Annotated in this window: 23 protein-coding genes; 13 read left to right on the top strand and 10 right to left on the bottom strand. The window is 68.9% G+C overall.

What is annotated here, in order from left to right:
- Positions 1-8: 8 nt before the first annotated feature.
- The 3 genes from paoA to paoC are packed head-to-tail and all read left to right on the top strand — an operon-like array spanning position 9 to position 3831.
- Entirely contained in the window at positions 9-662 is a 654-nt protein-coding gene (paoA, locus tag HRV97_RS10110) for an aldehyde dehydrogenase iron-sulfur subunit PaoA (RefSeq protein ID WP_174194122.1), read from the top strand.
- Positions 659-1606: an FAD binding domain-containing protein gene (locus tag HRV97_RS10105; protein ID WP_174194121.1), complete on the top strand. Its 948-nt coding sequence runs from the start codon at positions 659-661 to the stop codon at positions 1604-1606. The genes paoA and HRV97_RS10105 overlap by 4 nt, the downstream gene beginning before the upstream one ends.
- Positions 1607-1611: 5 nt before the next feature.
- Positions 1612-3831, top strand: coding sequence for an aldehyde oxidoreductase molybdenum-binding subunit PaoC (gene paoC / locus HRV97_RS10100; RefSeq protein ID WP_174194120.1), 2220 nt, complete (start codon positions 1612-1614; stop codon positions 3829-3831).
- Between the two features lie 172 nt (positions 3832-4003).
- On the opposite strand, the gene HRV97_RS10095 is transcribed toward paoC, so the two are convergent.
- The 6 genes from HRV97_RS10095 to HRV97_RS10070 form a co-directional block, all read right to left on the bottom strand.
- Positions 4004-4939: a PEP-CTERM sorting domain-containing protein gene (locus tag HRV97_RS10095; RefSeq protein ID WP_174194119.1), complete on the bottom strand. Its 936-nt coding sequence runs from the start codon at positions 4937-4939 to the stop codon at positions 4004-4006.
- Between the two features lie 93 nt (positions 4940-5032).
- Positions 5033-6025: a DUF2891 domain-containing protein gene (locus HRV97_RS10090; RefSeq protein WP_174194118.1), complete on the bottom strand. Its 993-nt coding sequence runs from the start codon at positions 6023-6025 to the stop codon at positions 5033-5035.
- On the bottom strand, positions 6022-6957 hold the full coding sequence (locus tag HRV97_RS10085; RefSeq protein WP_174194117.1) for a 5-oxoproline transporter, DUF979 family subunit: 936 nt from the start codon (positions 6955-6957) through the stop codon (positions 6022-6024). The genes HRV97_RS10090 and HRV97_RS10085 overlap by 4 nt, the downstream gene beginning before the upstream one ends.
- Complete coding sequence (locus HRV97_RS10080; RefSeq protein WP_174194116.1) at positions 6954-7610, bottom strand: DUF969 domain-containing protein; 657 nt, start codon at positions 7608-7610, stop codon at positions 6954-6956. Before HRV97_RS10080 ends, HRV97_RS10085 begins: the two co-directional genes overlap by 4 nt.
- Complete coding sequence (locus tag HRV97_RS10075; protein WP_174194115.1) at positions 7610-11215, bottom strand: hydantoinase B/oxoprolinase family protein; 3606 nt, start codon at positions 11213-11215, stop codon at positions 7610-7612. Before HRV97_RS10075 ends, HRV97_RS10080 begins: the two co-directional genes overlap by 1 nt.
- Before the next feature lie 82 nt (positions 11216-11297).
- Positions 11298-12359 carry an SDR family oxidoreductase gene (locus HRV97_RS10070; RefSeq protein ID WP_174194114.1) on the bottom strand — a complete coding sequence of 354 codons (1062 nt, stop codon included), beginning with the start codon at positions 12357-12359 and terminating at the stop codon, positions 11298-11300.
- A 95-nt stretch (positions 12360-12454) separates the two neighbouring features.
- Between HRV97_RS10070 and HRV97_RS10065 the strand changes: the two genes are divergently transcribed.
- The 5 genes from HRV97_RS10065 to HRV97_RS17680 all read left to right on the top strand — a co-directional run bounded on the left by HRV97_RS10065 (position 12455) and on the right by HRV97_RS17680 (position 15940).
- Positions 12455-12835, top strand: coding sequence for a winged helix-turn-helix transcriptional regulator (locus HRV97_RS10065; protein WP_174194113.1), 381 nt, complete (start codon positions 12455-12457; stop codon positions 12833-12835).
- Between the two features lie 40 nt (positions 12836-12875).
- A complete protein-coding gene (locus HRV97_RS10060) occupies positions 12876-14513 on the top strand; it encodes an NAD(P)/FAD-dependent oxidoreductase (RefSeq protein WP_174194112.1) in 1638 nt (545 codons plus the stop codon).
- Positions 14510-15049, top strand: a complete 540-nt coding sequence (locus tag HRV97_RS10055; protein WP_174194111.1) for a pseudouridine synthase — start codon at positions 14510-14512, stop codon at positions 15047-15049. Before HRV97_RS10060 ends, HRV97_RS10055 begins: the two co-directional genes overlap by 4 nt.
- The gene (locus HRV97_RS10050; protein WP_343044482.1) at positions 15046-15414 is read left to right on the top strand and encodes a reverse transcriptase-like protein; all 369 of its coding nucleotides are present in this window, start codon (positions 15046-15048) and stop codon (positions 15412-15414) included. The genes HRV97_RS10055 and HRV97_RS10050 overlap by 4 nt, the downstream gene beginning before the upstream one ends.
- A 184-nt stretch (positions 15415-15598) precedes the next feature.
- Complete coding sequence (locus HRV97_RS17680; RefSeq protein ID WP_174194110.1) at positions 15599-15940, top strand: SWIB/MDM2 domain-containing protein; 342 nt, start codon at positions 15599-15601, stop codon at positions 15938-15940.
- Between the two features lie 229 nt (positions 15941-16169).
- On the opposite strand, the gene HRV97_RS10040 is transcribed toward HRV97_RS17680, so the two are convergent.
- Entirely contained in the window at positions 16170-17258 is a 1089-nt protein-coding gene (locus HRV97_RS10040; RefSeq protein ID WP_174194109.1) for an SPL family radical SAM protein, read from the bottom strand.
- Between the two features lie 150 nt (positions 17259-17408).
- Between HRV97_RS10040 and HRV97_RS17675 the strand changes: the two genes are divergently transcribed.
- Complete coding sequence (locus HRV97_RS17675; protein ID WP_281356803.1) at positions 17409-17543, top strand: hypothetical protein; 135 nt, start codon at positions 17409-17411, stop codon at positions 17541-17543.
- A 51-nt stretch (positions 17544-17594) separates the two neighbouring features.
- Here HRV97_RS17675 and HRV97_RS10035 read toward each other — a convergent pair whose 3' ends face one another.
- A complete protein-coding gene (locus HRV97_RS10035) occupies positions 17595-18614 on the bottom strand; it encodes an LLM class flavin-dependent oxidoreductase (RefSeq protein ID WP_174194108.1) in 1020 nt (339 codons plus the stop codon).
- Here HRV97_RS10035 and HRV97_RS10030 point away from each other — a divergent pair.
- Positions 18604-19011 carry a hypothetical protein gene (locus HRV97_RS10030; protein ID WP_223176729.1) on the top strand — a complete coding sequence of 136 codons (408 nt, stop codon included), beginning with the start codon at positions 18604-18606 and terminating at the stop codon, positions 19009-19011. The two genes, HRV97_RS10035 and HRV97_RS10030, sit on opposite strands and share 11 nt — an antisense overlap.
- A gap of 364 nt (positions 19012-19375) precedes the next feature.
- Here the strand turns inward: HRV97_RS10030 and HRV97_RS10025 are convergent, their stop codons facing one another.
- On the bottom strand, positions 19376-19888 hold the full coding sequence (locus HRV97_RS10025; protein WP_174194106.1) for a GNAT family N-acetyltransferase: 513 nt from the start codon (positions 19886-19888) through the stop codon (positions 19376-19378).
- Between the two features lie 213 nt (positions 19889-20101).
- Between HRV97_RS10025 and HRV97_RS10020 the strand changes: the two genes are divergently transcribed.
- On the top strand, positions 20102-21919 hold the full coding sequence (locus HRV97_RS10020; protein WP_246248669.1) for a glycoside hydrolase family 15 protein: 1818 nt from the start codon (positions 20102-20104) through the stop codon (positions 21917-21919).
- A gap of 46 nt (positions 21920-21965) precedes the next feature.
- Positions 21966-22859, top strand: a complete 894-nt coding sequence (locus tag HRV97_RS10015; RefSeq protein ID WP_174194105.1) for an SDR family oxidoreductase — start codon at positions 21966-21968, stop codon at positions 22857-22859.
- Positions 22860-23050: 191 nt separating this feature from the next.
- On the opposite strand, the gene HRV97_RS10010 is transcribed toward HRV97_RS10015, so the two are convergent.
- On the bottom strand, positions 23051-23314 hold the full coding sequence (locus HRV97_RS10010) for a hypothetical protein (RefSeq protein ID WP_343044481.1): 264 nt from the start codon (positions 23312-23314) through the stop codon (positions 23051-23053).
- Positions 23315-23441: 127 nt separating this feature from the next.
- Here HRV97_RS10010 and HRV97_RS10005 point away from each other — a divergent pair, with 127 nt between their 5' ends.
- The gene (locus HRV97_RS10005; RefSeq protein ID WP_174194104.1) at positions 23442-24794 is read left to right on the top strand and encodes a dihydrolipoyl dehydrogenase; all 1353 of its coding nucleotides are present in this window, start codon (positions 23442-23444) and stop codon (positions 24792-24794) included.
- Positions 24795-25164 lie beyond the last annotated feature (370 nt).

Below are 25164 nucleotides of genomic sequence, written 5' to 3'. Positions count from 1 at the left end.
AAGAAACCATGTCCAAGAATGAAGTGAGCGCGCTGGAGATGTCGCGTCGCGGCGTGCTGGCAGGCGGTGCCGCCACCGCCGCCATGACGGCCGCGCCGGCGGCGCTGGCGCAGGAGCAGCAGCTTGCGGCCAAGCCCGTGCCGACGATGCCCGTCTCGTTCGAGGTCAATGGCCGCCGGCAGGAACTTACCCTCGACACGCGCACGACCTTGCTCGACGCGCTGCGCGAGCATCTGCACCTGACCGGCAGCAAGAAAGGCTGCGACCACGGCCAGTGCGGCGCGTGCACCGTGATGGTCAACGGCGTGCGGATCAATTCGTGCCTCAGCCTCGCGGTGCAGCACCAGGGCGACAAGATCACCACGATCGAGGGGCTGGGTACGCCCGACAAGCTGCACCCGATGCAGGCAGCGTTCGTGAAACACGACGGCTATCAGTGCGGTTACTGTACGCCGGGGCAGATTTGCTCGGCGGTGGCGGTGCTCGATGAGATCAAGCGCGGCATTCCCAGCCACGTCCAGGCGGACGTATCGGCTAGGCCGCAGGTCACCAACATGGAGATGCGCGAGCGGATGAGCGGCAACATCTGCCGCTGCGGCGCTTATTCCAACATCGCCGAGGCCATGGCCGACGTGGCGGGCGTCGAGGAGGCGCGGGCATGAAGGCGTTCACCTACGAGCGGGCCAAGGACGCGAAAGCCGCGGCGCGCGCCGCCGCGCAGCCGGGCGCGAAGTTTCTGGCCGGCGGCACCAACCTGCTCGACCTGATGAAGATCGAGGTCGAGACACCGACGCACCTGGTCGACGTGCAGGATCTGGGCTTCGACAAGATCGAGCGTACGCGCGAGGGCGGGCTGCGGATCGGCGCGCTGGTCACCAACACCGATCTCGCCGCCGACCAGCGCGTGCGACGCGATTACGCGGTGCTGACGCGCGCGATCGTCGCGGGCGCATCCGGCCAGTTGCGCAACAAGGCGTCGACTGCGGGCAATCTGCTGCAGCGGACGCGTTGTCCGTATTTCTACGACACCAACATGGCGTGCAACAAGCGCAAGCCCGGTTCCGGTTGCGCCGCGATCGGCGGCTATTCACGTCAGCTCGGCGTGATCGGCGTGTCGGACAAGTGTATCGCGACCTTCCCCGGCGACATGGCGGTGGCGATGCGCGTGCTCGACGCGACGGTCGAGACCGTCGACGCGCAAGGGCAGCAGCGTGCGATCCCGATCGCCGACTTCCACCGTTTGTGGGGCGACCATCCCGAACAGGATACGGTGCTGAAAGCGGGCGAGCTGATCACCGCGGTGACCTTGCCCAAACCGATCGGCGGCAAGCATTTCTACGAGAAGGTGCGCGACCGTGCGTCCTACGCCTACGCGCTCGTCTCGGTTGCCGCGGTGATCCAGCCCGACGGCACCGGCCGGGTCGCATTCGGCGGCGTCGCACCGCGCCCGTGGCGTGTCGAAGCGGCGGAGGCGCTGCTGCCACAGGGCGCCGCCGCGGTCACCGCGCGCGCGTTCCAGGGCGCGACACCGACCGAGGACAATGCCTTCAAGCTGCCGCTCGCCACGCGTGCGCTCGCGTCCGTTATCTCTCAAGCCAAGGCCTGAGCCTCATGAAGTTCGATACACCCGCCGGCGCCAACCCGATCGACCGGATGCAGGTCGTCGGGCGCGCGCACGACCGCATCGACGGTCCGGTCAAGACCACCGGCACCGCGCCCTACGCGTATGAGCATCACGCCGAGGTCGCCAACCCGGCCTATGGTTATCTCGTACCCGCCGCGATCGCCAAGGGGCGGATCGCCAGCATCGACACGCGCGCGGCAAAGGCGGCGCCGGGCGTGCTCGCGATCGTCACCGCCGAAAACGCGGGCAAGCTGGGCAAGGGCGACTTCAACACGGTGAAGCTGCTCGCCGGCCCCGAGGTCGACCATTACCATCAGGCGGTTGCCATCGTCGTCGCCGAAACGTTCGAGCAGGCGCGCGCCGCCGCCGGGCTCGTCCGCGTCGATTACTCGCGTGGCGCCGCGCAGTTCGACCTCGACGAAGCGCTGAAAACCGCGCCGCTCAAAGGTGGATCGAGCGACGAGGGCAGCGCCGCGCCGCCGGTCGACCGCGTCGGCAAGTTCGAGCAAGCGTTCGCCGCCGCGCCCGTCACGCTCGACGCGACCTATTCGACGCCCGACCACAGCCACGCGATGATGGAACCGTTCGCCTCGATCGCATCGTGGACCGGCGATGAGCTGACGTTGTGGACTTCGAACCAGATGATCGCCTGGGGCCACGGCGACCTGGCCAAGACGCTGGGGATCTCCAAGGAGAAGATCCGCTTCATGTCGCCTTACGTCGGCGGCGGGTTCGGCGGAAAGCTGTTCCTGCGCACCGACGCGGTGATGGCGGCGCTGGGTGCGAAAGCGGCGGGTCGCCCGGTCAAGCTCGCGCTGTCGCGGCCCGTGATCGCCAACAACACCACGCATCGGCCGGCAACGCGCCAGCGCATCCGCATCGGCGCCGAGAAGGACGGCACGATCACCGCGATCGCGCACGAGAGCGGATCGGGCGACCAGCCCGGCGGCAGCCCGGAGACCGCGGTCAATCAGACCAAGCTGCTGTACGCGGGCGCGAACCGCATGATCTCGATGCGGCTGGCGGTGCTCAACCTGCCCGAGGGCAATGCGATGCGTGCGCCGGGCGAGGCACCGGGGATGATGGCGCTCGAAGTGGCGATGGACGAGATGGCGGAGAAGCTGGGGATGGACCCGGTCGCGTTCCGCATCAAGAACGACACGCAGGTCGACCCGGAAGACCCCAAGCGCCGCTTCTCGCAACGCCAGTTGGTGCGTTGCCTGAACGAAGGCGCGCAGCGGTTCGGCTGGTCGCGCCGCAATGCCAAACCGGCGCAGGTGCGCGATGGAAAGTGGCTGGTCGGGATGGGCGTGGCATCCGCGTTCCGCAACCACATGAACATGCGCTCGGCCGCGCGCGTGCGGCTGGGGCAAGGCGGCGTGGTGACGGTCGAGACCGACATGACCGACATCGGCACCGGCAGCTACACGATCATCGCGCAGACCGCGGCCGAGATGATGGGCGTACCGGCCGAGGCGGTAGTCGTGAAGCTCGGCAGCTCGGCCTATCCCGTCTCGGCGGGTTCGGGCGGGCAGTTCGGCGCGGCGAACGCGACCGCGGGCGTCTATGCCGCGTGCGTCAAATTGCGCGAGCAGGTGGCGCAGCGGCTCGGCTTCAACACCACCGACGCCGTGTTCCAGGGCGGCAAGGTGACGAGCGGCAATCGCTCGGCCGATCTGGCGCAGGCCGTCAGTGCGGGCGAGCTGTCCGCGGAGGACAAGATCGAGTTCGGCAAGCTCGACAAGACCTATCAGCTTTCCACCTTCGGCGCGCATTTCGTCGAGGTCGGCGTCGACGCTTATACCGGCGCGACGCGGCTGCGGCGGATGCTGGCGGTCTGCGCGGCGGGCCGGATCATCAATCCCAAGTCGGCGCGCAGCCAGGTGATCGGCGCGATGACGATGGGGGTCGGGTCGGCGCTGATGGAGGATCTGGCAGTCGACAAGCGCTTCGGCTTGTTCATCAACCACGATCTCGCCAGCTACGAGGTGCCGGTCCACGCCGACATCCCACACCAGGAGGTCGTGTTCCTCGACGAAGCCGACGACAAGGCCAATCCGATGAAGGCCAAGGGTGTGGGCGAACTGGGCCTGTGCGGTGTCGGTGCAGCGGTTGCCAATGCGATCTACAACGCCACCGGCGTGCGCGTGCGCGATTATCCGATCACGCTCGACAAGCATCTGGAAAAGCTGCCCGCAGTGGCGTGATGAATAGCGGGGAGGTGGCGAGCCTCCCCGCTAATCCTTTAGGATCGGCTGAGCGGTCTTCGTCCTGATCGAACCCGCCGTCATCCCGGACTTGACCCGGGAAGCCCCTGCCTTCTCCTGACCTGCCTCGCCGAATCAGGTTCGGGGTGACGCAAGAAGGTGCGAGACCCCCCTACCCCGCCGCGAGTTCGTCGCGCGCGACGCGCTGCAACGCGCTCGCCTCCTCGCGTGACAGGCCGAGCGCGTCGGCGGCCTGCTCGCCGGGCCCGAGTGTCGTCGGGTCGATGCCGGTGACGCGGCCGAACACCACCAATGCTTCGAGATAATAGCCCGCGGTGCTGGCGTGGTACCGGTCGAAACTCCACAGGTCGAGCTGGCCGTAGCCGATGCCGTCATACGGGTTGGGATCGGCGATCCCGGTCGAGATCGCGCGGTTCCACGCCTGCCCGACCGGCGCGATACCGGTGACCAACGGGATGACCGCGCGCGCGCGATCGGCGGCGGCGCGCAGGTCGAGCGCCATCGCGTAGATCGGCTTGCCCGCCCAAGGCCCGCGGGTCGCGCGATAAACCTGATCGGCGCGCGACCAGGTCGCGGTCAGGTGCACCTGGACCAGCGGGTTGCGCCGCACGAACAACCGCGACAGCCGCGCGACATCGTTGATGTAGTTACGCGGATCGCCCGGGCGATCGGGGTCGAGCGTACTATATTCCTGCAACACGACGACGTCCCACGCGCGGTCGAACAGGCGGCGGCGCTGGTCGTAATGAAAGCCGAGCGTGCGGCCGCCCTGCACCTCCAGACTGACCTGGTAATCGAGCCCGGCCTGAAGCGTGAACGCCTTGAACAAGGCCGGCACCCCGCCGTAGCCGGCGCCGTTCAGGTCGGTGACGCTGTCCGCCCGCCAGTTGCGCACGGGCGAGTTGGCACCAAAGGTAAAGCTGTTGCCGATGAACAGGATGGTGCGCGGCGCGGGCCTTGGCGCCACGGCGGCTGGTGCCGGCGTCGCCTGCGCGGCGACGGGCGCGGGTGGTGAGGCAATGGCGATCGGCGCGGCGGTGGCACCGGTCAAGGCCAGACCCAGCGCGCCTATCACCACCTTCAGCATGTCACCTCCGTCCGCTTCCGCTGCCTCACCAACAGGGCAACATGAACGGACGAAGCGCGGAAAGGTGTCGCCTGATTAGACAGCGGGTCCAGGTCAGGCGATGAGCGCGAGCAGCGCGAAGCTCGCGAGCCAGTGCGTGCCCATGTAATCGTCGGCGAGGTGCGGCAGGCTGGCGTCGAGATGCCGCTCGGCCGCGTCACGAGCCCGCGCCGCGACCGGGTGATCGTCGCCGAGCGCGTCCGCCAGCGCGCGCCAGCACCACGCGCGGCTGAGGTTCAGCCCGTCCAAATGCGCGATCTTGCCGTCGCTGCGGTCGGAGACGATCGCGGGCGTGAACAGCGTCTCAGGCTCGCCGCACGCGAGGTCGGGCAGGAAGGCGTCGAACCAGTCGCGGAACGCGGGCGCGCCCAGCACGCGGCTCATCAACAGCGCCTCACACAGCGCGGGCGACAGGAACTCGTCCCCGCCCGGCTCCCACGCCTGACATCCGCGGTCGTTCGCGAACCAGTCGCGCGCGCGCTGCTCGATCAACTGCGCGAGCGCTGGATCGTGCTCGCGTGCCCAGTCATGCGCGAGCGTGAGGGCGAAGGCGGTGTTGAAATGCGTGCCGACGCGCAGCGGATAGGTCAGCTTGGGCAGGAAGCCTATGAAGCGGTCGGCGAAGGCGCGCGCGAGCGGCGCCAGCGCTTCACCCCATGCGGCATCGTGCCGCACCGCCTCGCCGTGGAGCGCGAGCAGCCACGCCCAGCCGTACGGCCGCTCGAACCCCGCGCTGTACGGGCGGTCGAGGAAGGCGAGCTCGCCCGCGACGTTGGCGGGGGTGAACATGGCGTCGGCACGCTCCCGGATCTCCACCGCGGGCGCGATGTCCGGGTGGAGGCGCAGCAGCGTGAGGAGTTGCCACCAGCCGTGGACGCAACTGTGCCAGTCGAAACTGCCGAAGAAGATCGGGTGGAGCACGCGCGGGGGTGCCAGGTCCGCGTCACCGGTCAGCACCTGGTCGAGCTTATGCGGATATTCCTGGCCGACATGGCCGAGCGTCAGGCGGGCAAAGGTTGCGGCATGCGCGGCAGTCAGATCGGTCATCGCAGCACCGCGTAGAGCAGCAGGATGTTGAACGCGAGCAGCGGCAGCGCGGTCGGCACCTGCGCGCGGATCACCCCGCTGCGGTCCTTGAGCTCGAGCAGCGCGGCGGGAACGAGATTAAAGTTGGCGGCCATCGGCGTCATCAACGTGCCGCAGAAACCAGCGAGCATCCCGATCGCGGCGATCGGCGCGGCGTTGCCGACTCCGCCCCCTCCTGTGCCGGCGCCCGTACCATGCATCAGGATTGGCACGCCGATCGCCGCTGCCATCACCGGAAAGGCGGCGAAGGCATTACCCATCACCATCGTGAACAGCGCCATGCCGATCCCGTAGGCGGCAACCGCGCCGAACAGGCTGTCGCTCGGGATCGCGAAGGCGGCGAGCCGTCCGACGACCTCCCCCACGCCCGACACCGCGAACACCGCGCCAAGGCTCGCCAGCATCTGCGGCAGGACCGCCGCCCAGCCGACGTCGTCCATCAGCCGGCGTCCTTCGCGCAAGGGGGCGGCGATGCCGGGACGCAGCCAGACGAGGCAGGTGGCGACCGCGGCGAGCACGCCGATCGTCAGCGCGACCAGCGTCGCCTGTTTGGGATCCACCAGCGTCGGCAATGCCTTGAACGCGATCGTGCCGGCGAGCGCGGCGGCGGGGATCATCAGCGCAGGCACGAACAACCCCGCCCCGCGCGGCGCCGGCGGATCGGCCGACACCTGGCCGCGCGTCATCCGCCCCGACGCCGCGACCGCGACGAGTGCCAGCACGAGCAACCCGTTGCCGACATCGCCTAGCCGGTCGCCCAGCCAGAAGCTCGTCGCGGTCAGCGCGTAGAAGGCGGCGTTGGCGAGCCGGCGCGGGCGCTCGACCGCGGCCAGCAGCGCGAAACCGGCGAAGGCGGCGCCGGCGACCGTGTAGACGAAACCGAGCCCAATCATGCGCGCCGCGCCAGCCGTCTGTCGAGCAGCAGCAGCCGCGCGCCGTGGATCGCGAACGCCGCGATCGCGGTCGGGATCGCCCAGACGGAGAGCTGGAACGGCTCCAGCTCGATGCCGTACCCTTGCAGCACGCCCTTCATCAGCAGGATCGACCCGATCGCGAGGAAGATGTCCTCGCCGAAGAATAGCCCGATATTGTCGGTGGCAGCGGCCATCGCCTTTACGCGCTCGCTCTCGCCCGCGCCGCCCGCCTGCACCTCCGCCGCCGCCTCCGCCATCGGCGCGACGAGCGGGCGGACGGTCTGCGGATGCCCCGCGACCGAGGTCAGGCCGAGGGCTGCGAAGACTTGCCGGAACAGCAAATAGCCGACGAGCAGCCGCCCCGCGGTCACGCCGCGCATCCGCCCGATCAGCGCACGGGCGCGCGCCTGCAATCCGTAGCGCTCCAGCACGCCGATCACGGGCAGCACGATGTAGATCGCGGACACGTAGCGGCTGTCGTTGAACGCCTTGCCGAACGTGCCCAGGATGCGGAGCGGATCGAGCCCGGCGGCGAGCCCCGTCACCAGCGCGGAGACGACCACCACCAGCATCGGGTTGAAGCGCAGCAGGAACCCCAATGCGATCACCGCGATGCCGGCGAGCACCAGCATCAGCGCGCGTCCTCGTTTCCGGGCGCACCGTAGCCGCCGCCGCCCGGCGTCAGGATCACGAACACGTCGCCCGCGCGCATCTCGACCGCGGCGGTCGATCCGAGTTGCTCGACCGAACCGTCGGCGCGCTCGACGCTGTTCGCGCCCGGCGCACCATCCGCGCCGCCCGCGAGCCCGAACGGCGCGACGCGGCGCCGGTTGGAGAGGATCGCGGCGCGCATGCCTGTACGAAACCGGATGCGACGCGTCGCACCGTCGCCGCCGGGCTGCGCGCCCGCCCCGCCCGAGCCCAGCCGACGCGAAAACTCCTCCAGCAGCACCGGGAAGCGCACCTCCAGCACCTCGGGATCGGTCAGCCGGCTGTTGGTCATGTGGCTCTGCACCACAGCAGTACCGGGGAAGTCCGCACCCGCACCGGTGCCGCCCGCGATCGTCTCATAATATTGGTGGCGCGCGTCGCCGAAGGTGAAGTTGTTCATCGTCCCCTGCGACGCCGCTTGCGCCCGGAGCGCGCCGAGCAACGCGTCGGTGACGACCTGGCTCGTCTCGACATTGCCCGCGACGACCGCGGCGGGGTGCCGGGGATTGAGCATCGAGCCTTCGGGCACGAGGACGCGTACCGAGCGGAGGAAGCCGTCATTCAGCGGGATCGCCGCGTCGATCAGCGTGCGCATGACGTAGAGCACCGCGGCGCGCACGACCGAGACGGGGGCGTTGAAGTTGCTCGGCAATTGCGCGGAGGTACCGGCGAAGTCGACGCAGGCGGTGCGGCCTTCGCGATCGACGCGGAACGACACGCGCACGGTGGCGCCATTGTCCATCTCGTACGCGAAGTCGCCGTCGGGCAGGTCGGGCAGCATCGCGCGGACGGCGTCGTTGGCATGGGCTTGCAGATGCTCCATGTACGCCGACACCGTCGCGAGACCATGGCTCTCCACCATCCGCGCGAGGCCATCGGCACCGCGCGCGCACGCCGCCACCTGCGCGGCGAGATCGGCCAGATTCTGCTCGACGTTGCGCGACGGCCACGGCCCCGACGCGAGCAGCGCGCGCAGGTCGTCGCTGCGCATCGCGCCGTCCTCGACCAGCAGGATGTTGTCGAGGATAACGCCCTCCTGCTCGATGCTGACACTGTCGGGCGGCATCGATCCGGGGCTGGTACCGCCGACATCGGCATGGTGCCCGCGCGCGGCGACGAAGAAGGCGGGCTCCGTCCCCTCACCCGCGAACACCGGCATGATGACGGTGATGTCGGGCAAATGCGTGCCGCCCTGGTACGGCGCGTTGAGCGCGTAGACGTCGCCCGGCCGCATCCCGCGCCCGTCCGCCGCGGCCGATCGGCGCGCGATCACGGTGCGGATGCTCTCCCCCATCGATCCCAGGTGCACCGGGATATGCGGCGCGTTGGCGACGAGGTTGCCGTAGCAATCGAAGATCGCGCAGGAGAAATCGAGCCGTTCGCGGATATTGACCGACGACGCGCTGCGCTGGAGTGCGGCGCCCATCTCCTCCGCCAGTCCCATGAACAGCCCGGCGAAGATCTCCAGCCGGAGTGGATCGAGCGCTTCGTCCTGCGCGGCAACCGCGCGCGCGGCGTGGCGGGTCAGGATCAGATTGCCGAGCGCGTCGACCTGCGCGGTCCAGCCGGGCTCGAGCACATTGGTCGACACCGCGTCGACGATCAGCGCGGGGCCGGTGATCTCGGCTCCGGCGGCGAGCGTCGCGCGGTCGTACAGTGCGGCGTCGCGCGTCTCGCCGGCGAGGTGGACGGGCACCTGCACGAGCGCGGGTGCGCTGTCGGAGGGTAGCGAAACGACCCGATCGGCGCGGGTGCCGCTGTCGGCAATCCCTTCGACGCGGACGAGTTCGGCGACTAGCGCACCCTCGCGCGCGTAGCCGAACTGCCGGCGGTGCTGCGCCTGGAAATCGGCCGCCATCGCCTCTGACGTGCTCAGCGCGACCTCGATCCCGTAGTCCGCCCGTGCGTGGCGCAGCTCGACGCGTGCCTCGGTGCGCAGCGCCGCGGGATCGAGCCCCTGTGCGACCAGCGCGCCGCGCGCCTCGTCCTCCAACCGCGTGACCGTCGCGTCGAGCGCGGCGCGGTCGGCGAGCGGTGCGGACAGCGTCGCCTCGCGCAACACGCGGCGATCGGCCAATCCCATGCCGTAGGCCGACAGTACCCCCGCGAGCGGGTGGATCATCACCCGCTCCATCCCGAGCGCGTCGGCGACGAGGCAGGCGTGCTGCCCGCCCGCGCCACCGAAGCAGGCGAGCACGTAATCCGCCGGATCGTGCCCGCGCGCGACCGAGATCGCCTTGATCGCCTTGGCCATGTTGGCGACCGCGATGCCGACTAGCCCTTCCGCCGCGGCCTCGCGCGTCGGGCGCGTGCCGGTCGCGGCCTCGACCTCGTCGAGCAAGGCGTCCAATCTCGCCATCGACGCGGCAGGGTCGAGCGGCTCGTCGCCTGCGGGGCCAAACAGGCTGGGGAAGTGTGCGGGTTGGATTTTGCCGAGGAGCAAATTGCAGTCGGTGACGGTCAGCGGCCCGCCGCGGCGGTAACAGGCCGGCCCCGGCACCGCGCCCGCCGACTCAGGGCCGACCACCAGCCGCCCGCCGACCAGCGCGCAGATCGACCCGCCGCCCGCCGCAACCGTGTCGATCCGCATCGTCGGCGCCGCCACCCGCACGCCCGCGATCACCGCGTCGTTGCGCCGCTCGTAGCGCCCGGCGTAGAGCGACACGTCGGTCGAGGTGCCACCCATGTCGAACCCGATGACGTGGCTGAACCCCGCGGCCTTGGCCGTGCGCGCCATGCCGACGATGCCACCCGCGGGGCCGGACAGGAGCGCGTCCTTGCCGCTGAACGCCGCGCCGTCGATCAGCCCGCCACTCGATTGCATGAACAAGGGCGACTGTCCGCTGCCGAGCGCGCGGCCGAAGCCGTCGACGTAAGCGCCGAGCACCGGCGACAGATAGGCATCGACCACCGCCGTGTCGCCGCGCGCGACCAGCTTGATCAGCGGCGAGACCTGGTGGCTGACCGACACCTGCGTGAAGCCGATCGCGCGCGCGATCTCCGCCAGCGCCTGCTCGTGCGCGGGATAGCGATAGCCGTGGACCAGCACGATCGCGATCGCCCGGACGCCGTCGTCGTACGCGGCCTGGAACGCCTGCGCCGCCGCGTCGCCGTCGAGCGGACGCACGACCCCGCCATCGGCGTCGACGCGCTCGTCCACCTCGACCACTTGCGTGTAGAGCGGCGCGGCGCGGCGGATGTGACGCGCGAAGATGTCGGCGCGATCCTGATAGCCGATCACCAGCGCGTCGCGGAAACCGCGCGTGATCGCGAGCAGGGTCGGTGCACCCTTGCGTTCGAGCAGCGCATTGGTCGCCACCGTGGTGCCGAGCCGGATGTCGGCGCGCGGCAGGTCGCCCGAACCTACGCCGGTCAATTGCCGGATCGCGTGCACCGCCGCGTCGTCGTAGCGGCCGGGGTCCTCGGACAGCAATTTGGCGGTGGTCAGCTTCCCCGCCGGATCGACCGCGACCACGTCGGTGAAGGTACCGCCGCGGTCGATCCAGAACTGCCACTCGCCCGGCATCGTATCCCCTTCGCTGTGCCGCCGCTGTAACGAGGGCGAGGCACCCAAGTCAAAGCGGCCGGCACGGCGATGGATCGGCGCATTACGGGATCAGCCGGTCGGCGCGCAGCTGCGCGAACAGGTCGAAGAAGGCGTCGTCGGTCGCCTGATAGGCAGTGAAGCCCAGCCGCCGGCTCTTGCCCATGTCGGTCACCACCTCGATCGGGCGGCCGAGATCGGCGTCGGTGTGCCACGGCGAGGCGAGCCGATCGAGGTTCGGCTCGGCCAGTCCCTCGCGCGCCGCGATCTCGCGCCACACGCCAGCGTCATCCGCCATCTGCTGCTCCAGCGGGCGCACAATGCCGTCGAATGGTGCCGCCTCGACCCCGAACCAGTCGGCGATGCGACCCCACATCCAGCTCCAGCGAAACACGTCGCCGTTGACGATGTTGAACGCTTCGTCGTGCGCCGCCTCGGTTTCGGTCGCCCACAACAACTGCCGCGCGAGTTGGCGCGCGTCGGTCATGTCGGTCAAACCGTTCCACTGCGCCGCCGAGCCCGGGAAGGTGAACGGTCGCCCGATCTCGCGGCAGATTGTGGCATAGACCGCGAGCGTCGTGCCCATGTTCATCGCGTTGCCGACCGCCTTGCCGATCACGGTGTGCGGGCGATGCACGCTCCAGGTGAAGCCGTCGCGCTGGGCCGCCGCGAACAGCTCGTCCTCCTGCGCGTAATAGAAGTTCTCGACGTCGAGCCGCCCCTGTTCCTCACGGAATGGCGTCTGCGGCAGACTGCCCTTGCCGTACGCCTCGAACGGGCCGAGGTAATGTTTGAGCCCGGTGACCAGCGCGACGTGGCGCGGGCCGCCGGGCTTGGGCAGGCCGTTCAGCAGGTTGCGCACCATCGCCGAGTTGACGCGGATGTTCTCCGCCTCGCTGTCCTGCCGCAGCCACGTGGTGATGAACACCGCGTCGGGGTGCACGTCGCTCAGCGCCGCACGCGTCGCCTCCGCGTCCTGCAAATCGGCGGTGACCGGCTGCACGCCCTCCTGCTCGACGCTGCGCCGCGCGAGCCCGTGGACGGTCCAGCCCCCGTCCACCAGCAGCGCCGCGGTCGCGCTGCCGACGATCCCGCTCGCGCCCACCACCAATGCCGTCTTCGCCATGTTTGAACTCCCGATTCTCGACGCCCGAGCTAGGCAGCGCGCACGCCGGCTTCTAGACGGCACCGTTCGGGGACATAGGCACCATGAGGTAACCAGTGACGAGCACGACCCAGGACGAGTGGCGCGAGGATTGCGCGCCGCGCCGCGTGCTCGAACTATTCGCGACCAAGTGGACCAGCATGATCCTCCACACGCTCGACGCGCGTCATAGCGGCGCGGCGCGGACCGGCGTGCTCCAGCGCAGCCTGCCGGGCATTTCCAAGAAGATGCTGACGCAGACATTGCGCGACATGGAAGCGAGCGGCTTCGTCTCGCGCCACGTTCAGGGCACGATCCCGCCCGCGGTCGAGTATCGCCTGACCCCGCTGGGACAGCGCTTCGTTGAGCCGGTCGAGCTGCTCTACGGCTGGGGCCGCGACAATGCCGACGCGCTCGATCAGATGGGCGAGCGGCCGACCTCCCGGCGACGGAGTTAGGCCGGTTTCCGGCCGCAGCGGGACCGTGTAAGGTGTTGTGATGATCCGCGTGAACGAACTGAAGCTGCCGCTGCACCACGCCGACGAGGCGCTGCCCGCCGCGATAGTCAAGCGGTTGAAGATCACGCCGCGCGACCTGATCCGCTTCTCGGTCGCGCGCCGCGGCCACGACGCGCGCGACCGCAGCAACATTGCGCTCGTCTACGCGCTCGATGTGGCGGTGAAGAACGAGGGCACGGTGCTCGCGAAGCTGCGCCGCGACCGCGACGTCGGCCTGACCCCCGACACGCGCTACAAGCCGGTGGCGACCGCACCCGAAGGCGCGATGCGCCCGGTGGTGATCGGCGCGGGGCCGTGCGGCCTGGTCGCCGCGCTGATCCTGGCGCAGATGGGTTACCGCCCGATCGTGCTCGAACGCGGCAAGGTGGTGCGCGAACGGACCAAGGACACCTGGGGGCTGTGGCGGCGCAGCGTGCTCAACCCCGAATCGAACGTTCAATATGGCGAGGGCGGCGCCGGCACCTTCTCCGACGGGAAACTCTACAGCCGGATCAAGGACCCCCGTCACCTCGCGCGCAAGGTGCTGACCGAGTTCGTCGCCGCGGGCGCTCCCCCTGAGATCCTGACCGAGGCGCACCCGCATATCGGCACCTTCCGCCTCGTCACGATGGTGGAAAGCATGCGCGCCACGATCGAGGAGCTGGGCGGCGAGTATCGCTTCTCGACCCGCGTCGACGGGCTCGACATCGCGACCGACGGCGCGGGCGCGCGGCGTATCCAGGGGCTCCACCTGGCCGACGGCAGCTACCTGGAGGCGAGCCACGTCGTGATGGCGATCGGCCACAGCGCGCGCGACACGTTCGAGATGCTCCACGCCGCCGGCGTCCACGCCGAGGCCAAGCCCTTCTCGGTCGGGGTCCGCATCGAGCATCCGCAATCGTGGATCGACCGCGCACGCTTCGGCCACGACGCGGGCAACCCGATCCTGGGCGCGGCGGAATATCATATCTCGCACCATTGCTCGAACGGGCGAACGGTCTACAGCTTCTGCATGTGCCCGGGCGGCACCGTGGTCGCCGCGACCTCCGAGGAAGGCCGCGTCGCGACCAACGGCATGAGCCAATATTCGCGCAACGAGCGCAACGCGAACTCGGGCTTCGTCGTCGCGATCGATCCGCTGCGCGACTATCCGGGCGATCCGCTCGCCGGCATCGCGCTCCAGCGGCGGTTGGAGGAGCAGGCGTTCGTGGCGGGCGGCAGCAATTATCACGCGCCCGCGCAGCGCGTCGGCGACTTCCTCGCCGGGCGCGCCTCGACCTCGCTCGGCTCGGTCGTGCCGTCGTACAAGCCCGGCGTGACCCCGACCGACCTCGCGAGTTGTCTGCCCGATTTCGCGGTAGCGGCGATGCGCGAGGCGATCCCGGTGTTCGGCCGCCAGATCAAGGGCTACGACCACCCCGACGTGGTGATGACCGGCGTCGAGACGCGCACCTCCTCCCCCGTCCGCTTCACGCGCGGCGAGGATATGCAGAGCCTCAACACCGCCGGGCTGTTCCCCGCGGGCGAGGGCGCGGGCTATGCGGGCGGCATCCTGTCGGCCGGCGTCGACGGGATCAAGGTCGCGGAAGCGGTCGCGCTCGCGATGGGCGCGAGCGGAGCCGGACGACGCGCGGCGTGACGCTGATCGCGTTCAACAAGCCGTTCGGCGTCCTGACGCAATTTACCGACGCGAAATCGCCGACGAAGCGCGCGACGCTGTCGGACTTCATCGAGGTGCCCGGCGTCTACCCCGCCGGCCGGCTCGACCGCGACAGCGAGGGACTGCTGCTGCTGACCGACGACGGTCGGATGCAGGCGCGGATCGCCGATCCGAAGTTCAAGCTGCCCAAGACCTATCTGGTGCAGGTCGAGGGCGTGGCGAACGACGCGGCGCTCGCGTCGCTGCGCGCGGGCGTGATGCTCAACGACGGCCCGACCCGTCCCGCCGAGGTCGAGGCGATCGCCCCACCCGACCTGTGGCCGCGCAACCCGCCGATCCGCTACCGCGCGAGCGTGCCCGATTGCTGGCTGCGCCTGACGATCCGCGAGGGCCGCAACCGGCAGGTGCGCCGCATGACCGCGGCAGTGGGCCTGCCGACGCTTCGCCTGGTCCGCTGGAGCATCGGCGAGTGGACGGTCGGCGACCTGGCGCCCGGCACCTGGGCTCGCTTGTGAAGATATTCTTCGACGGTGGTCTCCGTCCGCTGCCCGCGGGCATGGAGACCGCGGTGGTGATCGCTGGCCGGGCGTTCGTCGCGCGCGACCTGGGCGCGGGCACCAGCATGACCGCGGAATGGCTCGCGCTGATCGACGCCGCGCGCCGCGCGTCCGCGCTGGGACTCGGGGATGCGGTGCTGCTGGGCGACGCCGCGGCGGTCGTCGCGCAGGCGAATGGGCGGGTGCGATGCCCTGCGGCGCACGCCGCGCATCTCGCCGACTTCCTCGCGCTGCGCCGCGCAGCCGGGCCGCTGCGCGTGCGTTATGTCAAGCGATCGCAAAACCTTGCGGGCATCGCACTCGCCGCCGCGCACGCGCGTTAACCACCTTCGTCGTGCACGCGCTGCACGAAAAGCGGAACACGTCACCACGCGGGATGTTGACCTGCTCGGCAATCGGTACGACGACATGTCATTACGGCAGCGTTTCTGGGGCGTTGCCACGACGGTTGCACGGTTTTCGGGCGGCTACCCGGTTGGGCGGCGGTCGACACACAGGGAGTAGATGATGGCACGTTCGGCAGAGAAGCGCGGCAAGGACGAAACCGCAGCCGCGGAAAAGAAGGTCAAGGCCACCGGCAAGCCCGCCAGCGGCGCACGCGGCGGCATCACCGCACCGGTGACCCCGTCGGAGGACTTGGCCGAGATCGTCGGCAAGAAGGACCTGCCGCGCAGCGAGGTCGTCAGCAAGGTGTGGGAGTACATCAAGAAGAACGACCTGCAGGACGCCAAGGACCGCCGCCAGATCAACGCGGACGACAAGCTGGAGAAGATCTTCGGCAAGAAGTCGGCGAGCATGTTCGAGATGAACAAGTTCCTGAGCGCGCACCTGACCGCGCCGAAGAAGTAAACCTTCCCGTATTCTGAACGGCCGGCCCCCGCCGCGACGCGGGGGTCGGCCGTTTCGTTGCGTGCTCGGGCCGTCGCGTACTGATACGGGCACGCCTCACCCAAGCGCCTGTCCCTGCCTGCCTTTGTCACGATCGCGAGTGTGACCGCGCGACTGCGCGCGAACAAGATGAGCAGATGTACCCGCTCATAGGTAGGTAACTGCTACCTGTTCGACGGAATTCGCTCGATCACGTCCAGTAGAGGATGCGCGCCGCTGGCAGCGCGTCGCCGATCGCGCGTTCGAAGAAGCCGCGCAGGCTGCGCATCGTCGCCGCGTCGTACACCTGTTTCTCCGCACCGAACTTGGTCCGCTTGGTGACGCGGTTGGTCGCAGTCATGTCGAGCGCGGAGCCGGGATACCAGCTGTCGAGCACCGCCTTCGATCCGGTGTTGAAGCGGTGCGTGATGAGCTCCACTGTCAGGTCGAGCGCGGGCAGATCGCCGAGCTGTGCCGCCGCGTCGGCGATCAGCGCGCCATACGCCTCCTCCCAGCCGTCCGCAGCGATGATCGGCGCGATCGTCAGCCCGACCGGGTAACCTGCCTGCGCCATCCGCCGCAGCGCCGCCAGCCGATCGTGCACCGGCGACGTGCCGCCCTCGAACCGCGCGAAGGCGGGCGGGTTGAGCGACGCGCGCATCCGCGTGCGGCCGCCGTGGTCGAGCGAAAGCAGCGGCGACACGTCGGCGAACTTGGAGGTGAAGCGCAGTTGCGCCTCCGCCGGCCAGCGCCCGAACCACGCGATCGCCGCCGACAGTGATCCCGTCAGCGGCTCCAATGCGAGCGGATCGGTGTAGCATGACGCCTCGAACGTCGTCCCTTCATGCGCGCGCGCGTTCGAACGCGAGGTGATCGTGCCCTGCCCAAGATAGTCGGGCAGCACGCCCAATATCTCGTCGAGGTTGGCGTAGACGCGGGTGATCGGCGGGCCTTTCAGCGACCCGGCGAGATAACAGTAGCTGCAATGCGCCGGGCACCCTTCCGCCAAGTCGACGCGCCAGTCGGCACTCGGCGCGATCGGTTGCAGCCGGCGCTTCGACGGCGGCGCGACGACGATCGCGAGCGTGTTCTTCGCCTCCGAGTAGGCGCGGCGCGGATCGTCCGACAGACCGAGGTTGAGACGGTCACCCGGCAGTTCGACCAGCTCGATCCCCGCGGCCGCCACCCGCTCGGCGATCGCGCGGCCGTGCGCGAAGCCGCTCGCCGCACGGGTCAGAAGAACGCGGCGCGGGCGCCATGTGCGGATTGCCCGCTCGCGTACCGGTGCTGCTGTTGCCATGCGACCTCAACGAGCGACGCGCCGTGCGGCTCCGAGCCCGCCGCCACCCGTTCATGCGCTGCACGTTCGCGCCCCGCCGTCACCGGCCGTGGATCGATCGCGCGGTCCGCCGGTTCACCATGCAACGACGCGCAGCACGGGACGGCCACGATGAGCGAGCAGATGGAAAACGAAGCCTTTCACGAGAAATCGGAGGTGCCGATCACCGGCGGGCTCTACTATCTCGGTTTCCTCCTCATCGCGACGCTGACGATGCTGTTGATCGCGGGCGGCGTCATCGGCTGAGCCGGCGTTATCGGCTGAGCCGCCCGGACCGACCCCGATCTCGACCGCGCGTCAGCGCCAGCCGAGCGCGGGCGCGACATGGGCCAGGATGCTCTCGATCACATGCGCGTTGTAATCGACGCCGAGCTGGTTGGGGACGGTGAGCAGCAACGTGTCCGCCTCGGCGATCGCTTCGTCGGCACGTAGCTGCTCGATCAATCGTTCGGGCTCGGCGGCGTAGGAGCGACCGAACACGGCGCGCATGTTGTCGATCACGCCGATCTGGTCGCCACCCTCGCCGTCGCGACCGAAATACATCCGATCGCGGTCGTTGGTGATCGCGAAGATCGAGCGTGACACCGACACGCGCGGCTGGCGCTGGTGCCCGGCCTCCGCCCATGCATCGCGGTAGAGGCGGATCTGCCTGGCCTGCTGGACGTGGAACGGCTCGCCGCTCTCGTCGGCCTTGAGGGTCGAGCTCTGCAGGTTCATCCCCATCTGCGCCGCCCAGACCGCGGTCGCATTCGCCCCCGATCCCCACCAGATGCGGTCGCGCAAACCGGGCGAATGCGGCTCCAACCGCAGCAGCCCCGGCGGGTTGGGGAACATCGGACGCGAGTTGGGCTGCGCGAACCCCTCGCCCTTCAGCAATTCCAGGAACACCTCGGCATGGCGACGGCCCATGTCGGCGTCGCTCTGCCCCTCGGGCGGCGCGTAACCAAAATAGCGCCAGCCATCGATCACCTGCTCGGGCGAGCCGCGGCTCAGCCCCAATTGCAGTCGCCCACCGCCGATCAGGTCGGCCGAGCCCGCATCCTCCGCCATGTAGAACGGATTTTCGTAGCGCATGTCGATCACGCCGGTGCCGATCTCGATCCGGCTGGTGCGCGCGCCGACCGCGGCGAGCAGCGGAAAGGGCGAGGCGAGCTGCTGCGCGAAATGGTGGACGCGGAAATAAGCGCCGTCGGCGCCCAGCTCCTCCGCCGCCACCGCGAGGTCGATCGATTGCAGCAGCACGTCCCGCGCCGATCGCGTCGCGGACTGTTGAGAAGCCGACCAATGGCCGAATGACAGGAAACCGATGTTCTTCATGTCGCCCAAGCTGGCGGCGATCGGTCCGGCGAACAAGGGACAGCGCGGAACAGCATCGTTTCGTGCGCGGCGGCCTCCGTGCGATCGAAGTGTAAGCAAACGCGATTGCCCGCTCAGCCGGGTTGTTCAAGATATCACGGTGGCCGATCAACGTTCCTTTCTCATGACCGCGCTGCACCGTGTGGCGAATGGTGGCGACATCGTCGCGGAAGAATTGAGCGCCGGCGTTCCTCGTCCGGCCACACTCGATCACGACGAGCGCGATGCGTTAACCGAATTGGAATTGTGGATCGAGGATGCGGACATCCACGTGCGCGACCACGATTACGCGCGGTTCAAGCGCGAATGGATGCGCGATCGCCTCGCCGTGCTGCGCGACCCGCGCGGGAAACGTTGAGACGCGTCGGACCCGGCGTCAAGCATTGGAAGCACGGCCGGTCACCTGGCCCACGGCTCCATTTCTAGGCCAAGACGTCAGGCGTATTGGCTAAACGCGGCGGCGGCAACGCCGCGCGCGTGTTTTCCGTCTGACCTGAACCGGCCCGCTGTACGCGTCGTCGGCGATCGGGCGGAGAGCGGAGGTCGCCGCCGATCGACCCCCCGCGTTGCTGGCGGCGACGCCCGCCTCCTGTTTCTCGCTACGCAACCTCGACGGTCATCGCCCGTCCGCGACGGAGCGCATCGCCGACCGAACCCCGATCACCGCGCTCCTGCCGCTGACAGCGGCGTGCCCCGTCATCACCGGCGCGCTGCGCTTTCCTTTAACGCAGGCGGCGGTGCACGCGCACCAGCATCGGCTCGTCCGCGACCGGCTCGCTGGTGAAGCCCATCTGCCGCTGAAGCGCGATCGACGCGTGATTGTCGCGGTCCTCGATCGAGGCCACGGTCGAATAGCCAACATTGCCGGCATAGCCGACGAGATAATCGAGCAGCGTCCAGCCGATCCCACGGCGCTTCGATGCGGCACGGATCATGATCGCCACCTCGCACTGCCCGCCCGCCTGATCGCCCTTGAGCGTGGCGGAGGCGATCGGCTCACGCTTCTCGTCGAAGGCGAGGAAGCTGGCGACGCGCGCGTCGGGGTCGGACATGAACCGCGCGAAACGTTCCTCATTCACTGCACGCTCGTCCGACAGAAAGCGGAAGCGCAGATCCTCGTCCGACACCGTGCTGACCAATGTGGCGAGCGTCGTGCGGTCGTGCGGACTCACGGCGCGCAGAAAGAAGCGAAAACCCGTGCGCGTTACCAGCGTCTCGGTTTCGTCCGCTATCATGCTCCACACTCCTTGTTTCGACGCCGTTGCCGCGCTCGTGCCCACAGAAACGGGCGAGCGGCCGATCCGCTCCGGCGACCACGGCTGGCGCGTGGACCGCACGCCGGTGCAGGCTTTCTGTACGCCGCGCCGAACTAACTCAGGTCAAGAACATTGTGCAGTGATGCAAACCACGCACGCACGCGCCACCGCGCCGATCCGCCGGTGAACGACCTGACCGACTTCTCGAAGCGCGGCCACGAGCAAGACGTGCTCGGCGTGCGGATCGACGGTTACCTGCCGCTCGAACAATATGGCGCGCTGGGCGACGGCCGCTCGGTCGCGCTGTCGGGCAGCGACGGCTCGATCGACTGGTGGTGCGTGCCCAACATGGACTCGGCTCCCTTGTTCGACCGTTTGCTCGACGCGGAGAACGGCGGGCGCTTCGTGCTGCAACCAAGCGAGCCGTTCACGGTCGAACGTGCCTATCGCACCGGAAGCAACGTGCTGGAGACGGTGTTCACCACCGCCTCGGGACGCGCCAAGCTCACCGAATCGATGAACAGCGGCACCGCCGGCCGCCTGCCTTGGGCTGAACTCGCGCGGCGGGTCGAGGGGATCGACGGACATGTCCGTTTCGACCTCGTGATGCGCCCCGGCCGGCGCGGCGACACGGTCAACCCGTATCATTCCACCATCGGCGAGCACACCGTGTTCCACGTCGAGCGCGTGCTGGGGTTGTTCGTCCACGACGATCTGCTCAGCTGCGACTGGGCCGACGAGGGGATCACCGGTGAGCTGACCGTCGGCCCCGGCGAGCGCTGCACCGTGGCGATCGTCGCCGGCCGCGACGAGCCGCTGGTCGCGCCCGCCATCCGCCAGATCGACGAGCGCATCGACATATCGGACCAGGAATGGCGCGACTGGTGCGCGCGCGTCTCCTACGATGGCGCGGACCGCGACGCGTTCCTGCGCAGCGCACTTGCCTTGAAGCTGCTGCTCCACTCGCCCTCCGGCGCGATCGCGGCGGCGGCGACGACCTCGGTGCCCGAGGGGATCGGCGGCGCCAAGAACTGGGACTATCGCTACGCCTGGATCCGCGACGCGGGATACACGATCAAGGCGTTCCTGGCCGCGGGCGCGGAGGCAGAGGCGAAGGCGGCCTTCACCTGGCTGCTCAACCAGTTGCGCGAAACGGGCACGCGCGTCTGCTACACGCTGGATGGCGGGACAGTGCCGCCGGTGCGCGAATGGGCGATGCCCGGCTATCGCGGGTCGCAGCCCGTCGTCACCGGCAATCTCGCGACCGATCAGCAGCAGCACGGCGTTTACGGCGACATTTTCGAAACCGCCGCCTGCTTCGTCGCGTGCGGCAACATCCTAGACAGCGCGAGTGCGGAGCTGCTCTCGCACCTGGCCGACGAATGCGCCGACCGCTGGCGCACGCCCGACGCGGGCATGTGGGAGCTGGAGGACGAGCAGCATTATACCATGTCCAAGGTCAGTTGCTGGCAAGCGCTCGCCCGCGCGGTCGAGCTCGCCGATCAGGGCCAACTTCCCACCACCTGCCGCGAACGCTGGTCACGCGAGCGCGACCGCGTGGCGCAGTGGATTGAGGACGAATGCTGGTCGGAGACACAGCAGGCGTTCGTCATGTATCCCGGTAGTGACAAGATCGACGCGTCCATGGCGCTCGCGGTGCGCTTCGGCTTCGACGGGCGCGAGCGATTGAAGCTGACGCTCGACGCGATCGACCGCGAACTGGGCGCGGGACCGTTCCACTACCGCTATTCGGGTATGGAGCAGGAGGAAGGCTGCTTCATCGCCTGCTCGTTCTGGATGGTAGAGGCGCTGGCCGAACTCGGCCACCGCGATGAGGCGCGCACGCGACTCGAACGGCTGACCGCGGCATTGTCGCACGGCAACGGCATTCTGGCCGAGATGATCGACCCCGCGACTGGCGCCTTCCTCGGCAACCTCCCGCAAGGGTTGAGCCACCTGGCGCACGTTATGGCGCTCGCGGTGGTCGACCAGGCCGGCGACTGCGACTGATCGCGTGCTCGCGCGTTCGCACCCCATTCCCCCAGGAGAAGAACCGATGACCGATCGCCTGACGATGCAGGACCCGCGCGCGCAATATCCCAAGCCCCCCTTCCCGCGCCAACCGCAGCCGGTGCCCGGTGAAGCGCGCAAGATGGACCCGGTGCCCGACCATGGCGAGACGAGCTACAAAGGCTCGGGCCGGCTCGCCGGACGCCGTGCGCTGGTCACCGGCGGCGACAGCGGGATCGGCCGCGCCGCCGCGATCGCCTTCGCGCGCGAAGGTGCCGATGTCGCGATCTCCTACCTGCCGGCCGAGAAGGCCGACGCGGCCGATGTCATCAAGCTGATCGAGGCGGAAGGGCGCACCGCGGTCGACCTGCCCGGTGACATCACCGACGAGGATTGGTGCCGCACGATGGTCGAACAGGCCGTGGAGAAGCTCGGCGGGCTCGACCTGCTCGTCATCAACGCCGGCCACCAGCAGAGCCGCGAGAACCTGTTCGAGGTATCGTCGAAGGATTTCGACGAGACGATGAAGACCAACCTTTACGCGATGCACTGGATCACCCAGGCCGCGGTGCCGCATTTGCCCGCGGGCGCGGCGATCATCACCACCGCCTCGGTCCAGGCGTATGATCCGTCGGCAACGCTGCTCGATTACGCGACCACCAAGGCGGGCATCGTCGCTTATACCAAGGCGCTGGCCGCGCAATTGCTGGAAAAAGGCATCCGCGCCAACGTCGTCGCGCCGGGTCCGTTCTGGACGCCGCTGCAATCCTCCGGCGGGCAGCCGCCCGAGGCGGTGATGACTTTCGGCGAGAAGAGCGCCTACGGCCGCCCCGGCCAGCCGGTCGAGATCGCCCCCGTCTACGTGCTGCTCGCCAGCCAGGAGGCGAGCTATATCAACGGCGAGGTGTACGGCGTCACCGGCGGCGCGGGCATCGCCTGATCGAGGTCGAGGGTGCCACCTCGCCATCGCGCGCGGAGGCACCCCTCGACGTCTGATACAATATCCGACCTATGACCCCGTCATCCCGGACTCGATCCGGGATCCCGCTGCCTTCTCCCGCCCCGTCCAAGAAGCGGGACCTCGGATCAAGCCTGGGGTGACGAGTGGACCCAGCAGATCAAGCGCCCCGCTCACAATCCCAGCCGGTCGAGCGCCGCCGCCACTTCCTCGTCGATTGCCGGATCACCCTTCGGCGTCAGCCGATTGAGGATCGTCTGCACGCGCGTCTGCGCGACCTGCAGCGCCTTGTGCCGAACTTCGCGGATCTGGTTGGTCCGCCACGACCGGCTTTCCCTCAGCAGCGCCGCCCATTTCGCCTCCTCCGCCGCCAGCGTGGCGAGTGCCAGCCGCAGCCCGTCGCGCCGTCCGCGCGCGTAATCGTCACTCACCGCCACCGCTCACGCCTCCTGTGTCGGCGTGCTCAACCATGTCAGCGATCGCGCGGTTGCACTGGAACACCCGTGCGCCTCAGTTCTTGATACAGGATAAGTTCGGACACGGTGTCCGCGAAAGGGCAATCAAGTGACCGACAGAACATGCGACGTGGTCATCATCGGCGCGGGGACCGCCGGGTTGAAAGCGTACAAGGCCGCGACCGCGCGCGGTGCCGACACGGTGATCGTCGAGCGCGGCCCCGGCGGATCGACTTGCACCCGCGTCGGCTGCATGCCGTCGAAGCTGCTGATCGCCGCCGCGCGCACCGCGCATCAGGCGCGTCACGCCGACACGTTCGGCGTGCGCACCGGCACGGTCGAGATCGACGTGCCGGCGATGTGGGCGCGCGTACGGCGCGAGCGCGACCGCTTCGTCGCCTCGGTGCTGGAGGATTATCACGCCATCCCCGACGCGCATCGCCTCCACGGTGTCGCGCGCTTCGACGGCGCCGATGCGGTCACGGTCAACGGCATTCGGATCGTCGCGCGCGGTGGCATCGTGATCGCGACCGGCAGCACGCCGATCATCCCCGACAGCCTCGACGCGGTCCGCGACCGCGTCCACACCAACGAGACGATCTTCGAACTCGACCATCTGCCACGCCGCATGGCAGTGCTGGGCGCGGGACCGCTCGGGCTCGAACTCGCGCAGGCGTTCGCGCGGCTGGGCGTCAAGGTCAGCGTGTTCGATCCCGGCGAGACGATCGGCGGCCTGTCCGACCCCCAAGCCAATGACGCGGCGATCCGCGCACTTGGACAAGAGGTCGACCTTCACCTCGGCGTCGAGGCGGAGGCGACACCGGTCGAGGGCGGCGCGCGATTGTCGTGGAACGGCGGCGCGGTCGAGGTCGACCTGATCCTCGCCGCAACCGGGCGCAAGCCGCTGCTGGGCGACCTCGACCTCGATTCCACCGGCCTGGAGCGCGACGATCACGGCACGCCGCTGTTCGAGGAAACCACGCGGCGCTGCGGCAACAGCAACATCTTCATCGCGGGCGACGCGAATGCGTGGCGCCCGGTGCTGCACGAGGCCGCGCGCGGCGGACGCATCGCGGGCGATGTCGCGGCGGGCGGCGCGGCAGCCCGCAAACTCCCCGCACTCGCGATCGCCTTTACCGAGCCCAACCTCGTGCAGGTCGGTACCGACTTCGGCGACCTGCCCGACGACGCGCGGATCGGCTCGGCCAAGGTGTGCGACAATGGCCGCGCCACCGCCGACGGCCACGACGAGGGCGTGGTGCGCCTCTACGCCGACCGCGACGGCACGCTGATCGGCGCCACCATCGTCGCACCGGAGGGCGAGCACCTCGGCCACCTCGTCGCACTCGCCATCGACCGCGGCACCGACGCCGCGACCTTCGCGGACCAGCCGTGGTATCACCCGACGATCGAGGAACTCCTGCAGAGCGCCGCGCGCGACCTGGCGGGGATAGAGGATTGAGCGGGCTCAGCACCGTCGGATGAGCGCCGACCGCCTTTCCGCTACAACCAACGAACCAACTCAGTAGCGGATTGCAGTCATCGGGTGATCCGAACGGCTCTCAAGCACATCCCGGCACCTGCCATTGCGGTTCATGCCGAACCCGTTCCGGCATCCATCCCGCCCAGCACGGCTCCCTTGCCGGCGTGAGTAGGTATAACTTTTGACAGTCCACGCGTAACCTGATCCCGTAAGCGGGATATCTGGTTGTGGTGGAAAGCGGCCGAAGATCAGCTAGACTTGGGTATGATCCTCGCTTTAGCAATCGCTGCTTCTATCGCCTCCTGCTCAATCGAGAACGCACAGTATGTCCTCCGTGGCGCTCCCGGCG

This window comes from Sphingomonas hominis, assembly GCF_013328205.1.
GTDB lineage: Bacteria > Pseudomonadota > Alphaproteobacteria > Sphingomonadales > Sphingomonadaceae > Sphingomonas > Sphingomonas hominis.
This window is presented reverse-complemented; position numbering and strand designations above follow the sequence as displayed.